The organism is Pseudosulfitobacter sp. DSM 107133 (genome assembly GCF_022788695.1).
Taxonomy (GTDB): Bacteria; Pseudomonadota; Alphaproteobacteria; order Rhodobacterales; family Rhodobacteraceae; genus Pseudosulfitobacter.
The window spans coordinates 2,297,277-2,322,136 of record NZ_CP085154.1; the positions used below are offsets into that span (position 1 = coordinate 2,297,277).

At 62.1% G+C, this 24,860-nt stretch carries 23 protein-coding genes and 1 tRNA gene; 18 read left to right on the forward strand and 6 right to left on the reverse strand.

The window, feature by feature from the left end; genetic code table 11:
- Window positions 1–518 precede the first annotated feature (518 nt).
- On the forward strand, window positions 519–878 hold the full coding sequence (locus DSM107133_RS11245; RefSeq protein WP_243253550.1) for a hypothetical protein: 360 nt from the start codon (window positions 519–521) through the stop codon (window positions 876–878).
- A 63-nt stretch (window positions 879–941) separates the two neighbouring features.
- Here DSM107133_RS11245 and DSM107133_RS11250 read toward each other — a convergent pair.
- The 4 genes from DSM107133_RS11250 to pdxH form a co-directional block, all read right to left on the reverse strand.
- Window positions 942–1,018 (reverse strand) — tRNA-Pro (locus tag DSM107133_RS11250).
- 63 nt (window positions 1,019–1,081) lie between these two features.
- Window positions 1,082–1,552 carry a DUF192 domain-containing protein gene (locus tag DSM107133_RS11255; protein WP_114295550.1) on the reverse strand — a complete coding sequence of 157 codons (471 nt, stop codon included), beginning with the start codon at window positions 1,550–1,552 and terminating at the stop codon, window positions 1,082–1,084.
- Window positions 1,553–1,554: 2 nt separating this feature from the next.
- Window positions 1,555–2,106 (reverse strand): cold shock domain-containing protein, encoded by a 552-nt coding sequence (locus tag DSM107133_RS11260; RefSeq protein ID WP_114295612.1) that lies wholly within the window; start codon window positions 2,104–2,106, stop codon window positions 1,555–1,557.
- A gap of 113 nt (window positions 2,107–2,219) precedes the next feature.
- Complete coding sequence (pdxH, locus tag DSM107133_RS11265; protein ID WP_114295551.1) at window positions 2,220–2,825, reverse strand: pyridoxamine 5'-phosphate oxidase; 606 nt, start codon at window positions 2,823–2,825, stop codon at window positions 2,220–2,222.
- Window positions 2,826–2,988: 163 nt separating this feature from the next.
- Here pdxH and fabI point away from each other — a divergent pair, with 163 nt between their 5' ends.
- The 7 genes from fabI to DSM107133_RS11300 all read left to right on the forward strand — a co-directional run bounded on the left by fabI (window position 2,989) and on the right by DSM107133_RS11300 (window position 10,712).
- Complete coding sequence (gene fabI / locus DSM107133_RS11270; RefSeq protein ID WP_114295552.1) at window positions 2,989–3,792, forward strand: enoyl-ACP reductase FabI; 804 nt, start codon at window positions 2,989–2,991, stop codon at window positions 3,790–3,792.
- 7 nt (window positions 3,793–3,799) lie between these two features.
- Entirely contained in the window at window positions 3,800–4,402 is a 603-nt protein-coding gene (locus DSM107133_RS11275; protein WP_114295553.1) for a LysE family transporter, read from the forward strand.
- Window positions 4,403–4,406: 4 nt separating this feature from the next.
- Window positions 4,407–4,910: a xanthine phosphoribosyltransferase gene (gene gpt / locus DSM107133_RS11280; RefSeq protein WP_114295554.1), complete on the forward strand. Its 504-nt coding sequence runs from the start codon at window positions 4,407–4,409 to the stop codon at window positions 4,908–4,910.
- Between the two features lie 67 nt (window positions 4,911–4,977).
- Window positions 4,978–6,159: an aminotransferase gene (locus DSM107133_RS11285; RefSeq protein WP_114295555.1), complete on the forward strand. Its 1,182-nt coding sequence runs from the start codon at window positions 4,978–4,980 to the stop codon at window positions 6,157–6,159.
- 77 nt (window positions 6,160–6,236) lie between these two features.
- On the forward strand, window positions 6,237–8,081 hold the full coding sequence (locus DSM107133_RS11290) for a peptidylprolyl isomerase (RefSeq protein ID WP_114295556.1): 1,845 nt from the start codon (window positions 6,237–6,239) through the stop codon (window positions 8,079–8,081).
- A gap of 3 nt (window positions 8,082–8,084) precedes the next feature.
- Window positions 8,085–9,593, forward strand: coding sequence for an anthranilate synthase component I (gene trpE, locus DSM107133_RS11295; RefSeq protein ID WP_114295557.1), 1,509 nt, complete (start codon window positions 8,085–8,087; stop codon window positions 9,591–9,593).
- An 81-nt stretch (window positions 9,594–9,674) separates the two neighbouring features.
- Window positions 9,675–10,712 carry a succinylglutamate desuccinylase/aspartoacylase family protein gene (locus DSM107133_RS11300; protein WP_114295558.1) on the forward strand — a complete coding sequence of 346 codons (1,038 nt, stop codon included), beginning with the start codon at window positions 9,675–9,677 and terminating at the stop codon, window positions 10,710–10,712.
- 3 nt (window positions 10,713–10,715) lie between these two features.
- On the opposite strand, the gene DSM107133_RS11305 is transcribed toward DSM107133_RS11300, so the two are convergent.
- Complete coding sequence (locus DSM107133_RS11305; RefSeq protein ID WP_114295559.1) at window positions 10,716–12,131, reverse strand: divergent polysaccharide deacetylase family protein; 1,416 nt, start codon at window positions 12,129–12,131, stop codon at window positions 10,716–10,718.
- A 185-nt stretch (window positions 12,132–12,316) separates the two neighbouring features.
- Between DSM107133_RS11305 and DSM107133_RS11310 the strand changes: the two genes are divergently transcribed.
- From DSM107133_RS11310 to DSM107133_RS11340, 7 genes are all read left to right on the forward strand, one after another.
- Window positions 12,317–12,898 (forward strand): aminodeoxychorismate/anthranilate synthase component II, encoded by a 582-nt coding sequence (locus DSM107133_RS11310; RefSeq protein ID WP_114295560.1) that lies wholly within the window; start codon window positions 12,317–12,319, stop codon window positions 12,896–12,898.
- A complete protein-coding gene (gene trpD / locus DSM107133_RS11315; protein ID WP_114295561.1) occupies window positions 12,895–13,911 on the forward strand; it encodes an anthranilate phosphoribosyltransferase in 1,017 nt (338 codons plus the stop codon). The genes DSM107133_RS11310 and trpD overlap by 4 nt, the downstream gene beginning before the upstream one ends.
- 34 nt (window positions 13,912–13,945) lie before the next feature.
- Window positions 13,946–14,761: an indole-3-glycerol phosphate synthase TrpC gene (trpC, locus tag DSM107133_RS11320; protein WP_114295562.1), complete on the forward strand. Its 816-nt coding sequence runs from the start codon at window positions 13,946–13,948 to the stop codon at window positions 14,759–14,761.
- Window positions 14,762–14,819: 58 nt separating this feature from the next.
- Window positions 14,820–15,254, forward strand: coding sequence for a cyclic pyranopterin monophosphate synthase MoaC (moaC, locus tag DSM107133_RS11325; protein WP_240310701.1), 435 nt, complete (start codon window positions 14,820–14,822; stop codon window positions 15,252–15,254).
- Entirely contained in the window at window positions 15,251–16,423 is a 1,173-nt protein-coding gene (glp, locus tag DSM107133_RS11330) for a gephyrin-like molybdotransferase Glp (RefSeq protein ID WP_114295564.1), read from the forward strand. The genes moaC and glp overlap by 4 nt, the downstream gene beginning before the upstream one ends.
- Before the next feature lie 68 nt (window positions 16,424–16,491).
- Window positions 16,492–17,187, forward strand: coding sequence for a transcriptional repressor LexA (gene lexA / locus DSM107133_RS11335; protein ID WP_114295565.1), 696 nt, complete (start codon window positions 16,492–16,494; stop codon window positions 17,185–17,187).
- 275 nt (window positions 17,188–17,462) lie between these two features.
- Window positions 17,463–18,338: an alpha/beta hydrolase gene (locus DSM107133_RS11340; RefSeq protein ID WP_114295566.1), complete on the forward strand. Its 876-nt coding sequence runs from the start codon at window positions 17,463–17,465 to the stop codon at window positions 18,336–18,338.
- 190 nt (window positions 18,339–18,528) lie between these two features.
- Here the strand turns inward: DSM107133_RS11340 and DSM107133_RS11345 are convergent, their stop codons facing one another.
- Window positions 18,529–20,577 carry a ComEC/Rec2 family competence protein gene (locus DSM107133_RS11345; RefSeq protein ID WP_114295567.1) on the reverse strand — a complete coding sequence of 683 codons (2,049 nt, stop codon included), beginning with the start codon at window positions 20,575–20,577 and terminating at the stop codon, window positions 18,529–18,531.
- Between the two features lie 77 nt (window positions 20,578–20,654).
- Here DSM107133_RS11345 and gltX point away from each other — a divergent pair, with 77 nt between their 5' ends.
- From gltX to DSM107133_RS11360, 3 genes are all read left to right on the forward strand, one after another.
- Window positions 20,655–22,055, forward strand: coding sequence for a glutamate--tRNA ligase (gene gltX / locus DSM107133_RS11350; RefSeq protein ID WP_114295568.1), 1,401 nt, complete (start codon window positions 20,655–20,657; stop codon window positions 22,053–22,055).
- A gap of 109 nt (window positions 22,056–22,164) precedes the next feature.
- Window positions 22,165–23,460 carry a citrate synthase gene (gene gltA, locus DSM107133_RS11355; protein WP_114295569.1) on the forward strand — a complete coding sequence of 432 codons (1,296 nt, stop codon included), beginning with the start codon at window positions 22,165–22,167 and terminating at the stop codon, window positions 23,458–23,460.
- A gap of 194 nt (window positions 23,461–23,654) precedes the next feature.
- Window positions 23,655–24,569, forward strand: a complete 915-nt coding sequence (locus DSM107133_RS11360; RefSeq protein ID WP_114295570.1) for a calcium-binding protein — start codon at window positions 23,655–23,657, stop codon at window positions 24,567–24,569.
- Window positions 24,570–24,860: the final 291 nt, after the last annotated feature.

Consider the following 24,860-nt stretch of genomic DNA (forward strand, 5'->3'; position numbering starts at 1 on the left):
CCGCCTGATATGACGAAAATTGTCTGTCCCAGTGGCGTCGGGGATGGGGTAGTGTTGACCACTAAATGTTGTGTTGCCTGACGCTGTCTGCACAACCTGACGTATCCGGTGGGCTTGCGTCAACGAAAATTTTTAGGTTTTTTTCTACGCAACAGCCTTGACCGACGAACAAGATTGTATCGTCAACGGAGTCTGCTGATTCAGGGTCGCAAGGTGGTGGATAACCCCCAAAATGTTACCCACAGGCTGTGAATGAATTTTTCTAACATTGAAGCAAGCTTAGCCCGCTCATGTGACGTTGTTCATGAAGTTGTACCCAGCTTCATCCACGGTTCTGCGCCGCAGCGCGAAACGGTTTGTCCTTGGATGGGAAGTATGATCGTTTGGAGGCAACTGGCAAAAAGGGCACGCTCATGAAACTGATTTCGGCACTCTTGCCCATCTTGTTGGCAGCCTGTTCCCCACAATATGTAGAAACAACGGTCAGCAATCCACAAGATTTGCCCGTGCGTCGTGCTTTGTTTGCCCAAGACCCCACCGGCCTACACGAAGCCTTTCGCGCGGCCTGCGACTCACCAGGCGACATTCTGGCGACTCCCGCACGGGGAATCGTTCAGTGTCGCACCCTGCCCACCCCCGATTTTGCCGCATTCTTGTTGCTGGAATATGACGGTGCGCTGAAAACCCCCACCGTGGTCATGCAGAAACAGCAGCGCCGCACCGATGCGGGGCCACAGTCCACACTGGTCGAATTCAGCTATTTCGCAGAGGTGCCGCAGAAATCGGGCACGCCGCGGCGCATCTATTATAAAGACCGCCAGCTGGATCATTTGCTGGACCAGATGATGCGTGCCGCCGGTGGCAAGACGGTTGACTAGACGCGCCTGATCCGGCGCGCGCGTTGCGCGTGCCGTGAAAGATCAAACATCGTAAGAGATATATGGTCGGGGCGAGAGGATTCGAACCTCCGACCCCCTGTACCCAAAACAGGTGCGCTACCAGGCTGCGCCACACCCCGAACCATGGGCGGTGCATAACGACCACCCCGTCGATTGAAAAGAGCAAAAGTGCCCTGCGGGTGCTATTCTGTGCAGGGCCATGCAGCATCGGCGTCACGAAACGCCGGATGACGCACCTGAGTGCCGGTGGTGATACCCAGTCGCGCGGCCAGTCCGCCGTTTATTTCCAATGCGGCCAGCATATTCTCGCCGCCGAAAATCGGGGTTTCGTCCAGGGGAATCGCGTTGCGGTGAATGTTCTGCACCACGCCCTGCGCATCAATGAACAGCATGTCCAGCGGGATCAGCGTATTGCGCATCCAGAACGACATGCTGCGCGGTCTGTCATAAACAAAGAGCATCCCGGCCGATTGCGCCATCTTCGTCCGGTGCATCAGCCCTTTCGCGCGTTCTGCATCCGTGTCGGCAATCTCGACATTAAACCGCGCCTGGCCCCAGTCACCGCGCAGCTCGACCGCCCCTTGGGAACAGGCCGCCCACAGCGCGTTGGCGCCAAAAATCAGAAAAAGACCGGTAAACAGAAAGCCGCGCATTGTCAGTCGTCCTTTGACAGCGCCGCCTCCCAAGGGTGAACTTCGGCGGCCATGCGCCCACGTTTGCCATCAATCACCCGAATTGCCAAGGCTTCGCCCGGTTGCAGGTCGGCCAGACCCGACCGGCGCAGCACCTCGACATGCAGAAAAACATCTTCTGCGCGACCAAAGACATTGGCAAAGCCGAACCCCTTGCCCTTGTCGAACCACTTCACCCGCGCCGGTTCCAGCGGCACCATGTCCAGATCCGCAGCACCGATTTCGGCCAGTTCGTTCATCGGCAGGCTTGGTTCTACACCTTCGGGCGGTGAGATCGACAGCACTTCGACCGCCTGAACTCCGCGTTCCGTCTGTTGAACCGTCACACTGATCCGCGCCATATCCGAAACCGAACTTTGGCCAAAATTGCGCAACACATTCACATGCAGCAGAATGTCGGGACCGCCCGTATCAGCGACGATAAAGCCAAACCCTTTGACCGGATCGAACCATTTCACCAGCCCGGTCAAGGGTACAAGTTTGATTTCTTCGTCGGACACAGAGCGGTCTTTCATATGCAGAACATTTTCATTCACAAGTGGCGCAAGACTTGCACGATTTCCACATCGCTTTTCAAGCGAGAAAAATTCAAACATTTCAAGTTTCTGCATTTCACGCTTCGTGAAATTCAGGGATTTAGGCGCTGAATCCGCCATGGATCAGCCTTGTTTTCACGCCACCATTTGTACCTGTCATGTAGTCTGAAATCGCCATCTGCCCAGAATTCTATCTCGACCGGGGTGATCCGGTAGCCGCCCCAGAATGGCGGGCGTTTGGGGTTGGTTCCATGCTGCGCGGTGACCTTTGCGACCTCGGCCATCAGGGTTGCGCGGTTTTTCAACGGGCGGCTCTGGCGCGACGCCCAGGCGCCCAGACGGCTTTTCAGCGACCGTGACGCATAATAGGCGTCAGCCCGTTCACCATCTTCGCGTGTGACCGTCCCGCGCACCCGCACCTGCCTGCGCAATGATTTCCAGTGCATCACAAAGGCGGCTGTCTTGGCGTGTTCCAGCTCTTGCGCCTTGGCGCTTTCATAATTGGTGTAAAAGATGAATGCGTCGTCCGTGATGTCCTTTAACAATACCATGCGGGCATTCGGCATGCCCTGTGCATCAACCGTGGCCAGGGCAATGGCATTGGGATCATTCAACTCGACCGCTTCCGCCTCGGCCAACCAGCTGCGCGCCAGGGCAAACGGGTCTTCGCCTGCGAATTTACCACTGCGTTCTGCCATTCTTTTCTCCATCATTTTCGTAACATCGGTCGTGCCGCGGCATGTATCTGCCTACTATACCGCATAAAGACCACATCGGATGCATACCATCTCTCTTGATGGCATCGGGTCAATCGCCTAAAGGTCAGGTAGGTGAAGTGGCTTGAAGGCAAAGGGGTTTTTGATGGCGCATGAGCTAATGAAGGGCAAACGCGGTTTGATCATGGGCCTTGCCAATGACAAGTCGATCGCGTGGGGCATTGCCAAGACACTTGCGGATGCCGGTGCACAGCTGGCATTTTCCTATCAGGGCGATGCGCTGAAGAAACGTGTTGACCCGCTGGCCGCGTCTTTGGGCAGCAACATTGTCCTGCCCTGCGACGTGGGTGACGAGGCATCGATTGATGCGCTGTTTGCCTCCCTGAAAGAGACATGGGGCAATCTGGATTTTGTGGTTCATGCCATCGGCTTTTCGGACAAGAACGAACTTCGCGGGCGCTATGTCGACACCAGCCGCGCCAACTTCGCCATGTCCATGGACATTTCGGTCTATTCCTTCACTGCCGTGATGCAGCGCGCCGAGAAGATGATGAACCCCGGCAGCAGCGCCGTGACGCTCACCTATTACGGCGCCGAAAAGGTGATGCCGCATTATAACGTGATGGGCGTGGCCAAAGCCGCCCTTGAGGCGTCGGTGCAATATCTGGCCGAAGATCTGGGCAAGGACGGCATCCGCGTCAACGCGATCTCGGCCGGCCCGATCAAAACGCTGGCCGCGTCGGGCATCGGCGATTTCCGGTACATCATGAAGTGGAATGAGTACAACTCTCCCCTGCGCCGCAACGTGACCATCGAGGACGTGGGCAAGGCCGCGCTTTATCTGCTGTCCGATCTGGGCAGCGGCACAACGGGTGAAAACCTGCACGTCGATGCAGGCTATCATGTGGTCGGCATGAAGGCGGTCGACGCCCCCGACATTACCAAGTGATCCGCATATGTCGCTCGAAAGCCTGATTGCCTTTAACGCGGTTCTCATCGCCGCCCTGCTGAGCCCCGGCGCCGCATTCCTGACATCGGTGCGCATATCGGTCAGCGCAGGACGTGCGGCAGGCATGGCCACAGGTCTTGGGCTGGCGACAATGGCCGCGCTTTGGACCACGGCGGCGCTGATGGGGCTTGAGGGGCTGTTTGCCCTGTTCCCCTGGGCTTATACCACGCTGAAAATCGCTGGTGCGTTCTATCTGATCTGGATTGCCGTGCAGACGTGGCGCCATGCGCGCACGCCGCTAGGCGATGTGTCCGTGCCGCGCGGGCGCGCGTTTCTGACGGGTTTTCTGGTCAACCTTGGCAATCCCAAATCCATGCTCTTTGCCGGTGCGATCATTGTGGTGATCTTCCCGCAGGGGCTTGATCCGGTGCATATTGCGCTGATCGTTGCCAATCACTTCGTGCTTGAGCTCGTGTTTTACACCGCCTGTGCCGTGCTCTTGTCTACCGGCCCTGCCCGTGCGCGCTATATCGCAGCCAAACCCGTACTGGACCGTATCGCTGCGGTGGCCTTGGGTGGCTTTGGCCTGAAACTGCTTACAGGAAAGTAATCCGATGACCGACCGCCTGCCCCACGAAAAAGGTTTTCACATCAGCTGGGACCAGATCCACCGCGACAGCCGCGCGCTGGCCTGGCGTCTGGACGGGCACGGCCCCGACGAAGGAGGCTGGCGCGCCGTGGTGGCGATCACCCGTGGTGGCATGGCCCCCGCGATGATCGTCGCGCGCGAACTGGACATCCGCACTGTTGATACGATCAGCATCAAATCCTACGACCATCAGGACCAGTCCGAAGCGCGGGTGCTGAAATACCCCGACGCCAGGATGATGGGCGACGGCACCGGCATTCTGATCATCGACGATCTGGTGGACAGCGGAAAAACCCTTGAAGTTGTCCGCGCCATGTACCCCAAGGCGCATTTCGCCACCGTCTATGCCAAACCAAAGGGCCGCCCGCAGGTCGATACCTTTATCACCGAAGTCTCTCAGGACACGTGGATCTTCTTCCCATGGGACATGGCGCTGCAATACGTCGAGCCCTATCGCGGCAAGGACTAACGCACCCGCTTCTCTGGTTCAAAAAATCCCCGCCGGAGGCATCTGCCCCCTCAACCGGAGCCAACCGATGAATTTGCCACGCACCGCCACCACATTCGCCCCGCCCGTCATGGAAGCGCGTCGCTGGCTGGACGGGGTCACCCATCCCGCCGACCGCCCGCTGATCAACGTGAGCCAGGCCGCGCCGGTTGACCCGCCGCCCCCCGCTTTGCGTCAGGCGATGGCGGATGCGGCGCTGACCAAAGACGATGCGCACCTTTATGGCCCCGTGCTGGGCATGCCCGCCCTGCGCGATGCATTGGCCGCCCAGATCAGCACGCATTACGAAGCGTCGGTCACGGGCGATCACGTTGCGATTACCTCGGGCTGCAATCAGGCATTCGCCGCCGCCATCGCCACGCTCTGTGCCGAGGGTGACGAGGTGATCCTGCCGACGCCCTGGTACTTCAATCACAAGATGTGGCTGGACATGTCCGGCGTCACATCCGTGGCCCTGCGCACCGGCGACGATCTGTTGCCCGACGTGGACGCGGCCCGTGCCCTGATCACGCCACGCACCCGTGCGATTGCGCTGGTCACCCCCAACAACCCCGGCGGCGTGGAATACCCCGCCGAACTGGTCCGCGCATTTTACGATCTTGCGCGGGATACGGGCATCACGCTGATGGTTGACGAGACCTACCGCGATTTCGACAGCCGCACCGGCGCGCCGCACGCGCTGTTCCAACAGGACGGCTGGCAGGACACGTTCATCCATCTGTATTCTTTTTCAAAGGCTTACCGCCTGACCGGTCACCGCGTCGGCGCGCTGGCGGCCTCCCCTGCACGGCTGGCCGAGGTGGAAAAGTTCCTTGATACCGTCGCCATCTGCCCCGGCCAGATCGGCCAGTATGCCGCGCTTTGGGGGTTGGAAAACCTGTCGCAATGGGTCGCGGGCGAACGCGACGAGATTCTGGCCCGCCGCGCGGCCATCGCCAGCGGTTTCGATGTGCTGGCGGCCCAAGGCTGGCGTTTGCTGGGGCTGGGGGCCTATTTCGCCTATATGGAGCATCCTTTTGCGGCCTCTTCGGCGGATCTGGCGCCGCAACTGGTGCGCGAGGCCGGCATCCTGTGCCTGCCCGGCACCATGTTCTGCCCCGCCGAGGATCCCGCAGGGCCGCGCCAGCTGCGCATCGCATTTGCCAATCTCGATGTCACGGGAATCGCTGAATTCTATCGCCGTCTTGCCGCGCTGGAGCTGGCGCGCTGACAGGCAGCGTTGTCGGGCCTTGCCCCTGCTCTGCACGCTCGCTAGACAAAGCAAACCGTTACCCGAGGACCCATACAATGGCCGTACGCACAAAGAACCTGTCGAAAACCGCAGTTTGGGTCCTGATGGCCATGCTGATACTGGGTCTGGGCGGCTTTGGCGCGACCAACCTGTCGGGCACCTTGCGCACGCTGGGCACGGTCGGTGACAAACATATCGACATCGACCAATACGCCAACCAGCTCAGCCAGGAAATCCGCGCAATCGAGGCCCAGACGGGCCAGCAGCTGCCCTTTGCACAGGCGCAGGCCATGGGTCTGGACAAGGCCGTGTTGCAGCGTCTGGTCAGCCAGCGCGCGCTGGACAGCGAAACCGACAAACTGGGCCTGTCCATCGGTGATGCGGCTTTGCGCGATCAGATCCTTGAAATCCGCGCCTTTCGCGGCGTTGACGGCAAGTTCAACCGCGAAGGCTACCGGATGGCGCTGGAAAGCTCGGGTCTGACAGAATCCGAGTTTGAAACCCGCCTGCGCGAAGAGGCGTCGCGCACCCTGTTGCAAGGGGCCATCGCCTCGGGCGTTGTCATGCCTGACACCTATGCCAAGACGCTGGTCGATTATATCGGCGAAGCACGCAATTTCACCTACGCGCGCCTCGGCGCCGATGATCTGGACACGCCGGTGGCAGAGCCCACCGAAGACGAAATGCGCGCCTATCTCACCGAACATCAGGCCGATTACCAGCGCCCGGAAACCAAGACCATCACCTATGCGCTGCTGACCCCCGACATGTTGATTGACAGCGTCGACGTCGATGAGGCCGACCTGAAAGCGGCCTATGACGCGCGCGCCGATGAATACCAGCAGCCGGAACGGCGTCTGGTCGAACGCCTGCCCTTCCTGGATCAAGAGGCCGCCGACCGTGCCGCCGCCGCGCTGGAAATGCAGGGCACGACCTTTGAACAGTTGGTGCAGGACCGCGGGCTGGAACTGGCCGATGTCGACATGGGTGACGTTGGCCTTGCCGATCTGGGTGCCGCGGGCGACCCTATCTTTGCCGGTGCCGTGGGCGATGTGGTCGGCCCGCTGCCCACATCGCTGGGACCGGCCCTGTTTCGCATCAACGGCATTCTGCCCGAACATATCACCACATTCGAGCAGGCCGAACCCGAACTGCGCGCCACGCTGGCCGCCGACCGCGCCCGACGTCAGGTCGATGCGCAATCGCGCGACTATGACGACCTGCTGGCCGGAGGTGCAACGCTGGAAGAGCTGACCAAGGAAAGCGACATGACCCTTGGCACCATCGACTGGTTCGAGGGGTCCCAGGAACAGATCGCCGGCTATACCGAGTTCCGCGATGCGGCCAAGGCGCTGACACAGGACGATTACCCCGAAATCGAACAGCTCAGCGACGGTGGCATCTTTGCCATGCGTCTGGACAAGGTCACCCCCGCCCGCGATGCCACCTTTGACGAAGCGCGCGATGATCTGGCCGCAGACATGATTGCCGCCCGCACCGAAGCTGCCCTGACCGCCAAGGCCGAGGCCGTGCTGCCGCAGCTGAAGGATGGCACCGGTTTTGCCGATCTGGGACTGGATTCAATCGAAGAGACCGACCAGAACCGAAATGCTTTCATTCAGGACACCCCGCGCAGCATGATGGCGCAGGTGTTTGAAATGAACGCGGGCGATGTGAACCTGATCACTGGTCAGGGCATGGTCGTGATCGTGCGTCTGGACAAGATCCTGCCCGCCGCCGACAACGCCGAGGCCACCGCCCTGCAAGCACAGCTGGTCGAACAGCTGAACCAGTCGCTGTCGCAGGACATTCTGGACATCTACACCGCCGACACCACCCTGCGCGCCCGTCCCCAGATCGACCAGCGCGCGGTGCAGGCGGTTCATGTGAACTTTCCCTGACCCATGGCTTTGACACCTTCATATGACGCCTTTGCCGCCGGTTTTGACGCCGGTCGCAACCAGATCGTCTATACCCGCCTTGCCGCCGACCTTGATACGCCGGTTTCCCTGATGCTCAAGCTGACGGGAGCAGCCGAAAATGCCTTTGTGCTGGAATCGGTCACCGGCGGTGAAGTGCGGGGGCGCTATTCCATCATCGGGATGAAGCCCGACCTGATCTGGAGATGCCAGGGCGAAACCTCTGCCGTGAACCGCACCTCGCGTTACGATGCCGATGCCTTCCAGCCGATGGACGGCAATCCGCTGGACGCGCTGCGGGCACTGATTGCGGAATCGAAGATCGACCTGCCCGATGATCTGCCGCAGGCGGCGGCGGGGCTTTTCGGCTATCTGGGCTATGACACCGTGCGGCTGGTCGAACACCTGCCCGACGTGAACCCCGACCCGCTGGGCCTGCCCGACGCGGTCATGCTGCGCCCTTCGGTCGTGGCGGTGCTGGACGGGGTCAAGGGCGAGGTGACGGTCGTGTCGCCCGCATGGGTCAACGACGGCCAAAGCGCGCGCGCTGCCTATGCCCAGGCTGCCGAACGGGTGATGGATGCGGTGCGCGATCTGGAACGCGCCATGCCGCGTGAAACCCGCGATCTGGGTGAGGCATCGGTCAGCGACGAACCGGTCAGCAATTTTACCCATCAGGGCTATCTTGAAGCGGTCGAGAAGGCCCGCGATTACATCCGCGCGGGCGACATCTTTCAGGTGGTGCCCAGCCAACGTTGGGCACAGGCCTTTCCGCAGCCGCCCTTCTCGCTCTACCGCTCGCTGCGGCGCACCAACCCGTCGCCGTTCATGTTCTATTTCAACTTTGGCGGCTTTCAGGTGATCGGTGCCAGCCCTGAAATTCTGGTGCGGGTCTTTGGCAACGAGGTCACCATCCGCCCCATCGCGGGCACGCGGCCCCGTGGTGCCACCCCCGAGGAAGACCGCGCGCTGGAAGCCGACCTGCTGGCGGACAAAAAGGAACTGGCCGAGCATCTGATGCTGCTGGATCTGGGCCGCAACGACGTGGGCCGCGTGGCCAGGATCGGCACCGTGCGCCCGACCGAGGAATTCATCGTCGAACGCTACAGCCACGTGATGCACATCGTGTCGAACGTGGTGGGCGAACTGGCCCCGGGCAAGGACGCGCTGGACGCTTTCTTTGCCGGGATGCCCGCAGGCACGGTATCCGGTGCGCCCAAAGTGCGCGCGATGCAGATCATCGACGAGCTGGAGCCGGAAAAACGCGGCGTCTATGGCGGCGGTGTCGGCTATTTCAGCGCGGGCGGCGATATGGACATGTGCATTGCCCTGCGCACCGCCGTGGTCAAGGATGAAACCCTGTACATTCAGGCCGGCGGCGGCGTTGTCTATGACAGTGACCCGCAATCGGAATATATGGAAACCATGCACAAATCCGGCGCGATCCGCCGTGCGGCAGAAGATGCAGCACGCTTTGGCGGCGGCAACGGGTGACGGTGCAAACCCGATAGAGCGAGGGGCCAGCCCCTCGCGCTCCCCGGGATATTTTTGAACCAGAGAAAAGGCACCCGCGCCATGAGCCGCCCCCCTTTCGAGATTGCCGGTCAAGCCATCGCTGCGGGCACCAGCGATGTGGTGGATCTGCCGGTGTCGATCCTGCCGGACCACACACCGGTGCATATGTCGGTCAAGGTACATCACGGCAAACGCCCCGGCCCCACGATGTTCGTCTCGGCTGCGGTGCATGGCGACGAGGTGATCGGGGTTGAAATCGTGCGCCGTCTGCTGCGCGCGCCGCAACTGTCCAGCCTGCGCGGCACATTGCTGGTGGTGCCGGTGGTCAACTCTTTCGGCTTTCTCAACCGCTCGCGCTATTTGCCCGACCGGCGCGACCTGAACCGCTGTTTCCCCGGCACGCCGTCGGGGTCGCTGGGGTCGCGGCTGGCGCATATTTTCCTGCACGAGGTGGTGTTGCGCTGCGATTTCGGCATCGACCTGCATTCGGCGGCGATCCACCGCACCAACCTGCCCCAATGCCGCGTCACCCCCGGTGACAAGACAACCGCGCGCATGGCGCGGGATTTCGGCGCGCCGGTGATTCTGAACTCGACCCTGCGCGACGGATCGCTGCGCAGCGAAGCCGCCGCGCAGGGTACGCCGGTGCTGCTGTACGAGGCGGGCGAAGGTCTGCGGTTTGACGAATTTGCCGTGCGTGCCGGTGTGGCCGGTATCCTGCGGGTGATGCGCGCGCAGGACATGCTGCCCGCCAAGGGCATCGCCAAGGGCAAGTCTGCCTCGTTGCTCTGCAAAGGCTCGCACTGGCTGCGTGCCCCTGCGGGCGGGTTGCTGCGCACCTTTCGCGACACCGGCGAGGTGGTGGAAAAAGGCGACGTGCTGGCCGCCATCTCGGACCCGTTCGGCCATGTCGAGGTAGAACTGAAAGCCCCCGCTCCCGGCATCCTGATTGGCCGTGCCATCCTGCCGGTGGTAAACGAAGGCGATGCGATCTTTCATCTGGCCGAACTGGGGCCGCGCGCGGATGAGGACACCGTCGAAGACATGACCGCCCAGCTTGAAAGCGATCCGATCTTTGACGAAGATGAAATTATCTGAGGACTACTCGCCCACCTGCGCCTTCAGCAGTGCCGACACCGGTGTCAGTGCCACCCGTTCGGCGCGGTCTTGCAAGCCCCACAGCAACAGCGCCGAGATCGTGTCGGGGCGCACGCGGCCCAGCATGATGACGCCACCCTCTTGCCCCGCGCGAAACGCGGCCTGATCCAGAAAGCGGCGGATCACGGTGGGCGTCTGGTCGGCACTGTCGAAATCGCGGAACACGGTTGCGGCGGGCACGCCATCGCGCACCGCCAGTTTTTGCGCGGTGTTCAGCCCCTTGGACTGCATCACGATGCCATAGCCGTCGCTGCCCAGAATGCTGACCACCTGATCGGACAGCGCACGGTCGGCCTGAAATCCGGTGCCGGTGCCTTCCAGCACACCGATGGCCTGCGGCACCGCGTTCAGCGCGGCGGCAATGCTGACTTCGGCATCTGCGGGCGTGGCCCCTGCGGGCAGGTCGATCATCGCCAGCACTTCCAGCCCTTCGGCGCGATAGGCCGCCGAGCGTTCGGCCGCGTCGGGCAGGTTGGCGTCGATGGCAAAGCTCAGCGGATAGGGAAAGCTGCGCAGGGCGGCCAGACCGACAGTGCCGCCGCTCAGATCGGCACCGTTGTCGATCAGTACGATGGACATCATCGGCTTGTCAGGGTCCACGACCTCGATATCGGGGACATAGGCATAGGCGTCGATGGGTTTAAGCTCTGGTGCCGCTGCGGCTGGAGCGGGGTCGCTCGCAGGCGGTTCGTCACGATCAACCAACGAACCGACGCGCTGCTCCAACAGCGGCGTTGGCGCTGTGTCTTCCTGGGCGACGGGTGAGTCGTCAGAAGCTGGCTCTTGGACACCTGCAGGGGCCGTTGCCGGAGCGTCCGAGACAGGTGGCTCGACCTGCGCTGTGGCTGCCGGAGCTTCGGCCTGCGCTTCGGGGGACACGCTTTCAAATCCGCTGTCCGCGGCCACTTCGGGCGCTGGCGGCTGCGCCGGTTCCGTGGAAATGCTCAGCTCGTCCGTATCTGGCTGACTGGGCAAAGCCGCTTGTGGGCTTGGCAAGACGGGCGCGTCGGTCTGCACCTCGACGCTGCCCTCAGCCGTGGGTGTTTCAGGCGCATCAATGCCGCTGGTGCCGCCGGTTTCTGGGCGCACGGGCGTATCGGTGCCTGCATCGCTCAGCGCTGCCACATCGTCTGCGGCAGGTTCCGGCACCTTGGGGGCGCCGGCCTCGGTGGCCAGATCCGCATCGCCCGCCACTTGCGGGGTGTCGGTCTGGGATGCATCCGGCGCAGGCTCGGACACCGGTGCCGACACAGCCATTTCAGGCGCTGGTGGTGCATCAGCCAGAATCGATGCCAGCCCCACAGCCCCGACGCTGACCACAGCCCCAACAACCGCTCCGCTCAAAAACCCTCGCGCCATGTCTGTTCGTCCCTGCCTGTTGCGTGCCTACCCTAACGGGTTTTTTGTGCTCTTGTCATTGCTCACTCTACCCTGTCTTCGGCCCCGCCCCCCTTGACGCTGGCGGGCAAGCCTGAACAAGTATGCCTCGCTTATACAGTGCAGGTGGCCCTGGCCTCCAGCCCCCTAAAGACAAAGTTTGACCCATGCTGCTGCTGATCGACAACTATGACAGTTTTACCTACAACCTCGTGCATTATCTGGGCGAACTGGGAGCCCAAGTGGCAGTCCACCGCAATGATGCGCTGAATGTGCAGGAGGCGATGGCGATGAACCCTGCGGGGATCCTGCTGTCGCCCGGCCCCTGTGATCCCGATCAGGCGGGCATCTGTCTGGCACTGACCGAGGCCGCCGCCGAAACCCGCACGCCGCTGATGGGCGTCTGTCTGGGCCATCAGACCATCGGTCAGGCCTTTGGCGGCAAGGTGGTGCGCGCGCCCGACATCGTTCATGGCAAGATGGGCACGATGCAGCACACCGGCACCGGCCTGTTTGCCGGCCTGCCCACACCGTTCGAGGCCACGCGCTATCATTCGCTGATCGTGGACCGCGCCACCCTGCCCGACTGTCTTGAGGTCACGGCCGAACTGGACGACGGCATCATCATGGGCCTGCAACACCGCGAACTGCCGATTCACGGTGTGCAATTCCACCCCGAAAGCATCCGCTCGGAACATGGCCACGCCTTGCTCAAGAATTTTCTGGATCTGCTAAAGGTGCCTGCATGAGTGACGCCCTCAAACCCCTGATCGACGCCGCCGCCAATGGCCCGCTGACCCGCGCGCAGGCTGAAGCGGCCTTTGCCATCCTGTTCGACGGAGAGGCGACACCGGCCCAGATCGGCGGGCTGCTGATGGCCCTGCGCACGCGCGGCGAAACGGTGGACGAATACGCCGCCGCTGCCGCCGTGATGCGCGCCAAATGCAATCCGGTGCAGGCCCCGGACGGGGCGATGGACATCGTCGGCACCGGGGGGGACGGCAAGGGCACGCTGAACATCTCGACCGCGACGGCCTTTGTGGTGGCCGGCGCGGGCGTGGTTGTGGCCAAACATGGCAATCGCAACCTCAGCTCGAAATCCGGCGCAGCCGATGCGCTGACCCAGATGGGCCTGAAGGTGATGGTCGGCGCGCCCGTGGTGGAGCGCGCCCTGCGCGAGGCGGGCATCGGCTTTATGATGGCGCCGATGCACCACCCTGCGATTGCGCATGTCATGCCCGCGCGCACCGAACTGGGCACGCGCACGATCTTCAACATCCTTGGCCCTCTGACCAACCCCGCAGGCGTCAAACGCCAGCTGACAGGGGCGTACCGGCGTGACCTGATCCGTCCAATGACCGAAACGCTGCAACAGCTTGGCAGCGACAAGGCATGGCTGGTCCACGGATCAGACGGCACCGACGAGTTGACGATCACCGGCGTGTCCTGGGTGTCAGGGCTGGCAGACGGGGCCGTGACCGATTTCGAAGTACACCCCGAGGACGCCGGCCTGCCCGTGCATCCGTTCGCGGATATCGTCGGCGGCACCCCCGAGGAAAACGCCGTGGCGTTCCACGCGCTGCTGGACGGTGCGCCCTCGGCTTACCGCGACGCGGTATTGCTGAATTCTGCCGCCGCGCTGGTGGTGGCCGATGCCGCGCCCGACCTGAAAACCGGCGTCGAGATGGCCCGCGCCGCGATCGACAGTGGCGCCGCACGGGCAAAAATCGCCGCCGTCGCCAAAATCACCCACGAGGGCTGAGCGCCCCTGCCGCCCCTCAAGAGGACACCAACCGATGACCGATACAATTCTTGACCGCATCAAAGCCTACAAGCTGGAAGAAGTCGCCGCCGACAAACAGGTCAAAAGCCTGAGCGACGTCGAAGCCGAGGCCCGCAGCGCCAGCCCCGTGCGTCATTTTGCGCGGTCCTTGCAAATGGCATCGCGCGAAGGCTACGGGCTGATTGCCGAAATCAAAAAGGCCAGCCCGTCCAAGGGCTTGATCCGCCCTGATTTCAATCCTGCCGCCCATGCCAAAAGCTATGAAGACGGCGGCGCTGCCTGTCTGTCGGTGTTGACCGACACCCCCAGCTTTCAGGGCACCAAGGAATTTCTGGTAGAAGCCCGCGCCGCCTGTGCGCTGCCGGTTCTGCGCAAGGATTTCATGTACGACCCCTATCAGGTGGTCGAAGCCCGCGCGCTGGGGGCCGATTGTATCCTGATCATCATGGCCTCGGTCGGGGATCAACAGGCGATTGAACTGGAAACCACGGCAATGGACTGGGGCATGGACGTGCTGATCGAAGTCCATGACGAGTCCGAACTGCACCGTGCCAGCAGCCTGAAAAGCCCGCTGATCGGCATCAACAACCGCAACCTGAAAACCTTTGAAACCTCGCTGGACACCACCCGCACCCTGTCGAAACTGGTGCCCGAGGATCGCACGATTGTCTGCGAAAGCGGGCTGAACACGCCCAAGGAACTGGCCGAGATGGCGATGTACGGCGTGCGCAGTTTCCTGATCGGCGAAAGCCTGATGCGCCATGACGATGTTACCGCCGCAACCCGTGCCTTGCTGGCCAACCCGCTGCAACCTGGCGGGGGCATGTAACGTGGCCGATCACCCCGCAGGCAAGCTGTCGCATTTCGACGCCGAAGGTCAGGCGCATATGGTCGATGTTACCGACAAGGCCGTGACCGACCGTGTGGCCGTGGCCGCCTGTCACATCAAGATGGCGCAAGAAACCTTTGATATCATTAGAGAAGGCCGTGCGAAAAAGGGCGATGTTCTGGGTGTTGCGCGGCTGGCCGGCATCATGGGGGCCAAGCGCACATCGGATCTGATCCCGCTGTGTCATCCGCTGCCGATCACCAAGGTCGCGCTGGAGCTGACCCCCGACGCCACCCTGCCCGGCATCCGTATCACCGCGACCGTCAAGACCACCGGCCAGACGGGGGTGGAAATGGAGGCGCTGACGGCCGCCTCGACCGCCGCGCTGACGGTCTATGACATGGCCAAGGCCGTGGACAAGGCGATGGAGATCGGCGGGCTGCATGTGGTTCTGAAAGATGGTGGAAAATCAGGGCGGTACGAGGCGTCATGATCCCCGTTTCACAGGCGCTTGACCATCTGTTTGCCCTTGTGCAGCCCCTGCCGGTTGAAACCGTCCCGCTGCGCCGGGCGCATGGTCGGGTGCTGGCCGAAACGGTTCTGGCGCAACGCACCCAGCCGCCTTTTTCCGCCTCTGCCATGGATGGCTATGCGGTGAAATCTGCCGAGGTCGAAACCGACGCGCTGTTCAAGGTCATCGGGGAATCGGCTGCCGGTCACGGGTTTGCAGGCACCGTGGGTGCGGGGCAAGCGGTGCGAATCTTTACCGGCGCGCCCGTGCCGACAGGTGCGGATTTCGTTGTAATTCAAGAGGATGTGACCCGTCGCGGCGATCTGATCACCTTGAATCACAATCTGAGCAGCGGCAACAACATCCGCCCCGCAGGCACCGATTTTACCGCAGGCACCCCGATGCCCGCCCCGCGTCGTCTGTCGGCTGGCGACGTGGCGCTGCTGGCGGCGATGAATGTCGCCCGGGTGCCCGTCACCCGCGCGCCCGTGGTTGCCCTGATCTCGACCGGTGACGAACTGGTGATGCCCGGAGAGACACCGGGGGATGACCAGATCATCGTGTCGAACACCTTTGGCCTTGCTGCCCTGCTCGAAGACCTTGGCGCCATGCCGCGCATCCTGCCGATTGCCCGCGACACCAGAGCCGCGCTGCGGCAGGTTCTGGAACTGGCCGCCGGGGTCGATCTGATTGTCACCATTGGCGGAGCCTCGGTGGGCGATCACGATCTTGTGGCCGATGTGGCCGCTGAAATGGGCATGCAGCAATCGTTCTACAAAGTGGCGATGCGTCCGGGAAAACCGTTGATGGCCGGTGTGTTAGGGGGCGTTCCGATGATCGGCCTGCCCGGCAATCCGGTTTCGGCCATGGTCTGCGGCACCGTCTTTCTGACCCCCGTCATCCGTGCGATGCAGGGGCTGGGCGAAGCCCCCGCGCCACGTCGCCAGATGCTTCTGACCGCGCCGCTTGAGGCCAACGGGCCGCGCGAGCATTACATGCGCGCCGTGGCTGATGCACTGGGCGTTGCCGATGCCGGACGGCAGGACAGTTCCTTGCTGAGCGTGCTGGCCACGGCCAACGCGCTGATCGTGCGCCCGCCCCATGATCCGGCGCGTGCAACCGGCGACCTCGTGGATGTGATCGACATCTAGCAACGGTTGACACAAAACGGGAACATGCATAGAACAAACCCAAACCAACGGTGGCGAGGGACCTGTAAATGCTGACCAAAAAGCAACTGGATCTATTGGAGTTCATTCAAAAACGGGTTCAGCGCGACGGCGTTCCGCCCAGCTTTGACGAGATGAAAGAGGCGCTGGACCTGCGGTCCAAATCCGGCATCCACAGATTGATTACAGCCTTGGAAGAACGCGGTTTTATCCGTCGGTTGGCACACCGTGCGCGGGCTATTGAAATTGTTAAGCTGCCTGAGTCCATGGGGGGTGCGCCGACGTCCGGCTTTGCGCCGCGGGTGATTGATGGCGACCGGCCCGACAGCCCTGCCACGGCCCTGCCGGTCGCGGCGATGTATGCCACCGAACTGCCCGTGATGGGCCGTATCGCGGCAGGTGTGCCGATCGAGGCGATCCAGCAAGCGTCGCATTCCGTGGCGGTTCCGGGGCAGATGCTGAGCGGCAAGGGTGAACACTATGCCCTTGAAGTCAAAGGAGATTCCATGATCGAGGCGGGGATCAACGACGGTGATGTCGTGGTGATCCGCGAAACCTCGGTGGCGGAAAACGGCGATATTGTCGTGGCCCTGATCGAGGATCAGGAGGCGACGCTGAAACGCTATATGAAACGGGGCAATACCATCTTGCTTGAGGCGGCAAACCCGGCCTATGAAACCCGTGAATTCAGCGATGACCGGGTGAAGGTGCAGGGCAAGCTGGTCGGGCTGATCCGCACATATTAGGCGGATTGGTACATATTCGGCCCTGTCTGGTACATATTCGGGACCGCTGTTCTGGCGGGTTTTGGCCCGCAAAAAGGCGGTTTCGTACATATTTTGCGGTGTCTGGTACATCTTTTCGGGCGGCTCTGTGGGGCCGCCTTTTGCGTGGGGAATATTGGCCCGAAACGTCAAGCATTTCTGACCCAGACCAGACCTTCGGTGCGCCGTGGGGCAAGGTCGGCTTTGCGGACGAAGCCGCCGTTCGAAAATCGCAGGCAGATGTGTTATAGGTAGCTATGCTTGAACTTCATGACACCACCTCAATTGAGGTAAACGGGACCAATATTGCCGTTGTAGAGCGAGGCAGCGGCGATCCGGTCGTACTTGTGCACGGCGGTGTCTCAGATTTGCGCAGCTGGGCCCGTCAGGTGCCAGTTTTATCGAACTGTTTACGCGTTGTTTGCTACAGCCGACGCTATCACTCCCCGAACGCAGCCATTCCGCCTGAACAACCAGACAGCTTCCAAACGCACGTGGACGATTTGGCAGCGCTGATAAATCGGCTTGGCGTTGCACCCACCTATCTCGTTGGCCATTCATGGGGCGGCTTGATCGCACTCGCCCTCGCTTCACAACAACCTGACTGGTGTAAAAAGCTGGTTTTGATCGAACCACCAAGCGTATCTGTTCACATCCAAATTCCTCCCAAACCTCTGCAACTTTTGAAGCTCTTTTTGTCGAAGCCGAAACTTGCATTTTCGATAGCGAAACTGGGAGCAGGCACGTTTGCACCAGCTGAAAAGGCGTTTCGAAAAGGAGATGACGAGGCCGCCATCGCGTACTTTGGACGTGGCGTGTTGGGGGATCACACTTTCAAAGCTCTCTCCAAAGAACGGTACCAGCAGGTTTGGGATAACCGGGGAGCGGACAGAGCACAGGCTCTTTACCACGGGTTTCCGGATTTACGTGACGCGCCGCTTTCGCGTATTACAATGCCCGTCCTGTTGCTGAGCGGAGGTTCAAGTCCTATCGTCTTTCGACGGCTGAATAACGCCTTGGCTGAGATACTGCCTGATGCGACACACCGCATAATACCAAACGCTTCGCATATCGTTCACGAGGATGCCCCTGACAGTGTAAACGCCGAGATCATCCGTTTTCTTCAAAGGTAATTCTGGGCTCACTGCCGGCATTCGCGACACCCTGCGCGCAGGTCCGGTTTTCCATTTTGGGTCAGTGGATGACGTAAAGGCCAATTCCGTCTGACGTCTGACAGTCTTCGACATGACGGGTCGCACCACGGCCTGTCGATGCGCGGCTTTGCGGTCGATTGCGAACGGCAGCTCCCTCTGACACGCTCCATCACCGCGCCCAGCCTGACCACATCCGGTCGCCCGCCACCTGTCGCGCGGTGCGCAGGCGGATGCCGTTCCTGCCCTGAACCAGCGCAATCGCGCCCGTGGTGCGCAGACGTTCGGGGTCGTAGACATCGCAGTCGCCCAGCGGCGCTTCTGGGGTGACGCTGAGCACCACCAGCTGCCCCGGCATACACGGGCCGAACCCCGCCAGCGCCCGCTTGCCGATCAGGTGCACCAGTTCGACAGGCCCCACTGTCGCCAGCTTGGTGCGCGGCGCTTGTGGCGCTCCTTGCCAGCGCGCTGCCGCGCGTTGCTGGCCTGCGCCGTCGCCATCGTTTTCCAGCCAGTTTTGCGCGACGAACCCCGCGCCCTTGTCCTTGCTGAGTGCACGCCCCTGTGCGGTCATCACGCCGACAATGCCGCCATCCTCGGCAATCAGCGCCGCAGGGCGGTCGGCGCCGGCCCACACCGCAAATCCCAGCGCCATCGCCGCCAGACCGGCAAACCGTCCGCGCCCCTGCCACAGGATCACCACCAGCCCGCCCAGGGCAATCATCGGCAGCACCCAAGGCTCCGGCCCGGCCACATAGCCGCGCGCGCCGTCCAGCCCCGCGACCCAGTCGGCCACGGCCAGAATCCAGCGCAGGCCCAGCCCCATCAGCCACAGCCCGATCCAGTCGAGCCCGAGCGGTGCCAGCAACCCCGCCAGCACCGCCGCCGGCACCACCAACAGGCCCATCAGCGGCACCGAAGCCAGATTGGCCAGCAGCCCGAAATGCGACACCGTGTTGAAATGGGCCGCCCCGATGGGCGCAGTGGCCAACCCCGCCACCGCCGAGGAAATCAGGACCGCAACAAAGGGTTTCAGCCAACGCGGGCCACGGGTCAGCGCGCTGTCACGCAGCCAGCCAAAGACCGCCACCAACGCCACCGTCGCGGCAAAGGACATCTGGAAACCGGGGCCCAGCAAAGCCTCGGGGCGCAGGACCAGTACGATGATGGCCGCCATTGCCACCGCCCGCAGGCTGATGGCACGACGGCTCAGCATCACCGCGCAAAGGGCGACGGCGGCCATGACATAGGCGCGTTCGGTCGCCACGTTGCCCCCCGACAGCGCCAGATAGCCCGAGGCCGCGACCAGCGCGCCGGCGGCGGCGATCTTGCGCACCGGCCAGTGCAGCGCCGCCCCCGGAATGGCCGCCAGCACCAGCCGCAACAGCCCCAGCACAAAGCCGCTGAGCAGGCCCATGTGCAGGCCGGATATAGCCAGCAAATGCGCGGTATTGCTGGCCCGCAGGGTGTCCAGCGTGCGCAGGCTGATGCCGCTGCGATCCCCTGTGGTGACGGCGGCGGCGAAACCGCCCACATCGCCGGGCAAGGCCGCGCGGATATGGGACGACATCGCCATGCGCAGACGGAAGGTGGCCAGCGACCAGCCGTCCTGTGCGGCCACAAGCCCGACGAGCGGCACGCGGGTATAGCCGACCGCCCCAAGCCGCGCGAACCATGCGTGGCGCTGGAAATCAAAACCGCCCGGTTCCACCGGCCCGCCCGGCGGTGACAGGTGCGCCGTGGTCATCACCCGCATCCCCGGTTGCGGGTCAATGCCCACGGCATCCCCGTGCAAAGACACGCGCACCCGCAGGGGCGTGCGGGCGGGCGACACCCGTTCCAGCACAACATGGTCCAGCGTGACGCGCACCGCGTCCGAGCCGCTGCGGTCCAGCGCGACCACCCGCCCCTCGACCGCACCGTAATACCGCCAGCCCAGCACCGGCCCCGCCACATAATGCGCGCGCCCTGCGGCCAGCAGCGCCCCCGCCAGCACCAGCACCAGTGCAAAGGGAATCGGGCGCAACGCCTCTCCCATGTGCCGTGCCAGCAGGGCAAGACCAAGGGCGACCACCACAGCCCCCGCCAGCATCATCCCGTTTGGTTCAAACCGCAGGGTAAAGAAACCGCCGACCCCGATGGCCAGACAGACAGGCACCCAGTGAAACAGATGCCCGCGCTGCACCAGCATTGCCTGCTTGAATGCCCGTACCATGCGCATGCTTGCCCCTTGTGGGTCCACTGGATAGACAGACGCAAACTCTAGCCATCTTCTGGTTACTGAAAGGTAAACGCCCCATGTCCGACCAAGTCGTCACCCGTTTCGCGCCCTCTCCTACGGGGTATCTGCACATTGGTGGCGCACGCACGGCGCTGTTCAACTGGCTGTATGCCCGTGGCCGTGGCGGCAAGTTCCTGCTGCGCATCGAGGACACGGACCGCGCGCGCTCGACCCCCGAGGCAACGGCGGCGATTCTGCAAGGGATGGCGTGGCTGGGTCTGGATCACGACGGCGAAGTCATCAGCCAGTTCGAACGCGCGCCCCGTCATGCCGAAGTGGCGCTGGAGCTGCTGGCGCAGGGCAAGGCGTACAAGTGTTTTTCGACCCAGGACGAAATCGCCGCCTTCCGCGAGGCGGCCAAGGCCGAGGGCAAATCGACCCTGTTCCGGTCGCCCTGGCGGGATGCGGATGCGGCAAGCCACCCCGACGCCCCCTATGTCATTCGGATCAAGGCCCCGCTGGAGGGCAAAACCGTGATCCGGGACGAGGTGCAGGGCGATGTGACCATCGGCAATGAACAGCTGGACGATATGGTGCTGCTGCGCTCGGACGGCACGCCGGTCTATATGCTGGCCGTGGTGGTGGACGATCACGACATGGGTGTCACACATGTGATCCGGGGTGACGACCATTTGAACAACGCCGCGCGGCAGATGATGATTTACAACGCGATGGGCTGGGATGTGCCGGTCTGGGCGCATATCCCGCTGATCCACGGCCCCGACGGCAAGAAACTGTCGAAACGTCACGGGGCTTTGGGCGCGCAGGAATATCAGCTGATGGGCTATTCGGCGGCGGGTATGCGCAACTATCTGTCGCGGCTGGGCTGGAGCCACGGCGACGACGAGTTTTTCAGCGACGCGCAGGCGCTGGAGTGGTTCGACCTGTCGGGCATCGGCAAAAGCCCCGCACGGTTCGACACCAAGAAGCTGGAGAATCTGAGCGGGCAGCATATTGCGGTGGCGGATGACGCTGCATTGCAGCACGAATTGACGGCATTTCTGGCGGCTGCGGGCCGCCCTGCGCTGGATGAGGTACAAAATAATGCATTATCCAGAGCCATGCCATTTTTGAAAGAACGCGCCAAGACATTCCCGGAACTACTTGAAAAGGCTCAGTTTGCGCTTTGTGCGCGCCCGATCGAGATCGAGGAGAAGGCGGCCAAGTCACTGGATGCGGACACCCGCGCCTTGCTCGCGCAATTGACGCCGCATCTGCAAACTGATAGCTGGGACCGTGACAGCCTGGAGGCGAAACTAAACGGCTTTGCCGAACAGAACGACACAAAGTTCGGCAAACTTGCAGGCCCCCTCAGGGCGGCACTTGCTGGTCGTGCGGTGACCCCTTCTGTGTTTGACATGATGCTGGTGCTGGGGCGTGAAGAAACCCTTGCCCGTATCACCGATGTCGCTATCTGAGTTTGGTTAACCCGTTCTAAAGGATACGCGACGTAGCAATTGGCCCGGATCTTGGTTCGGGCGCCGCCGGTGGCTTTGATCGCCCGGGCGAAACTCAGGAAGGGACCGCATGGCCGACTCTACGAAAACTGCAAAACTCACGATTGATGGCAAGGATTTTGAACTGCCGATCTATTCGCCGACCGCAGGACCTGACGTTCTCGATATCCGCAAGCTTTATGCACAAGCAGGCGTTTTCACCTACGATCCGGGCTATACCTCGACCGCAAGCTGCGACAGCACCATCACCTTTATCGACGGTGACGAGGGCGTTCTGCTGCACCGTGGCTATCCCATCGACCAACTGGCCGGCAAATCGCATTACCTGGAAGTGTGCTATTTGCTGATGTACGGCGAACTGCCGACCCCCGCAGAGCTGGAAGATTTCGAAAATCGCGTGACCAATCACACGATGCTGCACGAGCAGATGATGAATTTCTTCCGTGGCTTCCGTCGCGATGCGCACCCGATGGCCGTCATGGTCGGCGTGGTGGGCGCGATGTCTGCGTTCTATCACGACAGCACCGACATCACCGATGAATGGCAGCGCGAAGTGGCGTCGATCCGTCTGATCGCCAAGATGCCGACAATTGCCGCGATGGCGTACAAGTACACCATCGGCCAGCCGTTCGAATATCCGCGCAACGATCTGGACTATGCGTCGAACTTCCTGCGCATGTGCTTTGCCGTGCCTGCGGAGGACTATGTGGTGAACCCGATTCTGTCGCGCGCGATGGACCGGATCTTTACCCTGCACGCGGACCACGAACAGAACGCGTCGACCTCGACCGTGCGTCTGGCGTCGTCCTCGGGGGCGAACCCGTTCGCCTGTATCGCGGCCGGTATCGCCTGTCTGTGGGGGCCTGCCCACGGTGGTGCCAACCAGGCCTGCCTGGAAATGCTGAAAGAGATCGGCACGCCCGACCGCATTCCCGAATTCATCGCCCGCGCCAAGGACAAGAACGATCCGTTCCGTCTGATGGGCTTTGGCCACCGCGTTTACAAGAACTTTGACCCGCGCGCGACCGTGATGAAGGAAAGCGCCGACGAGGTTCTGGAACTGCTGGGCGTCGAGAACAACCCGACCCTGCAAGTGGCCAAGGAACTGGAGAAACAGGCGTTGCAGGATCCGTATTTCACGGAAAAGAAACTGTTCCCCAACGTCGATTTCTATTCCGGCATCATTCTGGAAGCGATGGGCTTCCCCACGTCGATGTTCACCCCGATCTTTGCGCTGTCGCGCACCGTCGGCTGGGTGTCGCAGTGGAAGGAAATGATCGGCGATCCGCAGAACAAGATCGGCCGTCCGCGCCAGTTGTACCTGGGCGAAACCGCCCGCGACTATGTGGACATCGAAAACCGCTAAGCCGGGTCACAGACCAGCTGAAAAGCCACCCTTCGGGGTGGCTTTTTTCGTATTTCGGCACCAAATGGCCGAAATTGCGGCGACTGTTGCACATGTGAAGACAGTAAGCCCCCGCGCGCCTCAAAGACCAATTGACCGGATATCTACCCAGACCTAGCGTCTGATCCGTAACCATTTTTTCTGGGGAAACGATTATGGGTGCTTTGGTATTTATCCTGCCCGGCCTGCTGCTGAGCTGGGGCATTTTTGAATTGATCGACAACAATAATGATGACGATGACAACCAGGAGATCAACGGCACCGAACAAGCCGATGATCTGGACGGCAAGAACGGCAATGACCTGATCAATGGCGGCGCCGGCAATGACAACATCGAAGGCGGCAGTGGTGCAGACAGTCTGCGCGGTGATGACGGCGATGATGTGATCTTTGGCCAGCAGGGCGATGATGACATCGACGGCGGCGCGGGCGATGACGCCATTGTGGCCGGACGGGGCGCTGACACCGCGCATGGCGGCGCAGGCGACGACTGGGTCGAGGGCGATCAGGGCGACGACACGCTGGACGGTGACGCGGCCCACGATCTGCTGCTGGGCGGCAACGGGGCCGACACCCTGTCGGGTGGCACAGGTGACGATCTGTTGGTTGGTGGCAGGGTCAGCGGCCTGCCGCTGTCGTTCGAGCAGATGAAGATGCTGCGCGAAGGTGCCACGGTCGAGGATTTCGAGGACGAGATACCCCCCAGCACCTTCCAGTTGCGCGATGATGGCGATGTTGATGTGCTGAACGGTGGTGACGGTGCTGACGCCCTGTTTCTGGGTGCCGGTGACATTGGCGACGGCGGCGCGGGCATTGACGACTATATGATTTTGCAGAACCAGATTGGCGACGCCGGCCCTGCGATTGTACAAACCTTTGAAGACGACGAGGCCATCGGGGTTTTGTCCAACAGTGCCATTGACCCGGACATCACGGTCGACACCGATGGCGACGACGCGCTGGTGCTGGCGGATGATGTGATCGTGGCACGGGTGCTTGGCGCGGCAGGCCGCATCGATGCCTCTGACATCTTTGTCTACAACACCTCGGCAATCTATACGCTGGGCTGAGCCGGATCACCCAAACCGACCTTGGTGCGCAGTGCGGCCAAGGTCGGTTTGGAGCCCAGAGTTACCTCACAACACAGGGCAACGCCCGACCGCGGGTGGGCATCACCACATGGGTGGATGCCCCTTAATTTCTATGCTTTGGCGTGGGGATGAAGAAACGCAATACAGCGAAGAAGCGCCCGCCCATGGGGCGGTCGGGCGCTGCCCGGCGGCACTGCGTGCCTTGTCTCAGACTTTCCGTGGCTCTTCTGCGAAGGTGGAGCCGGTGCCAGCCACCTTTTGGATCGCAGG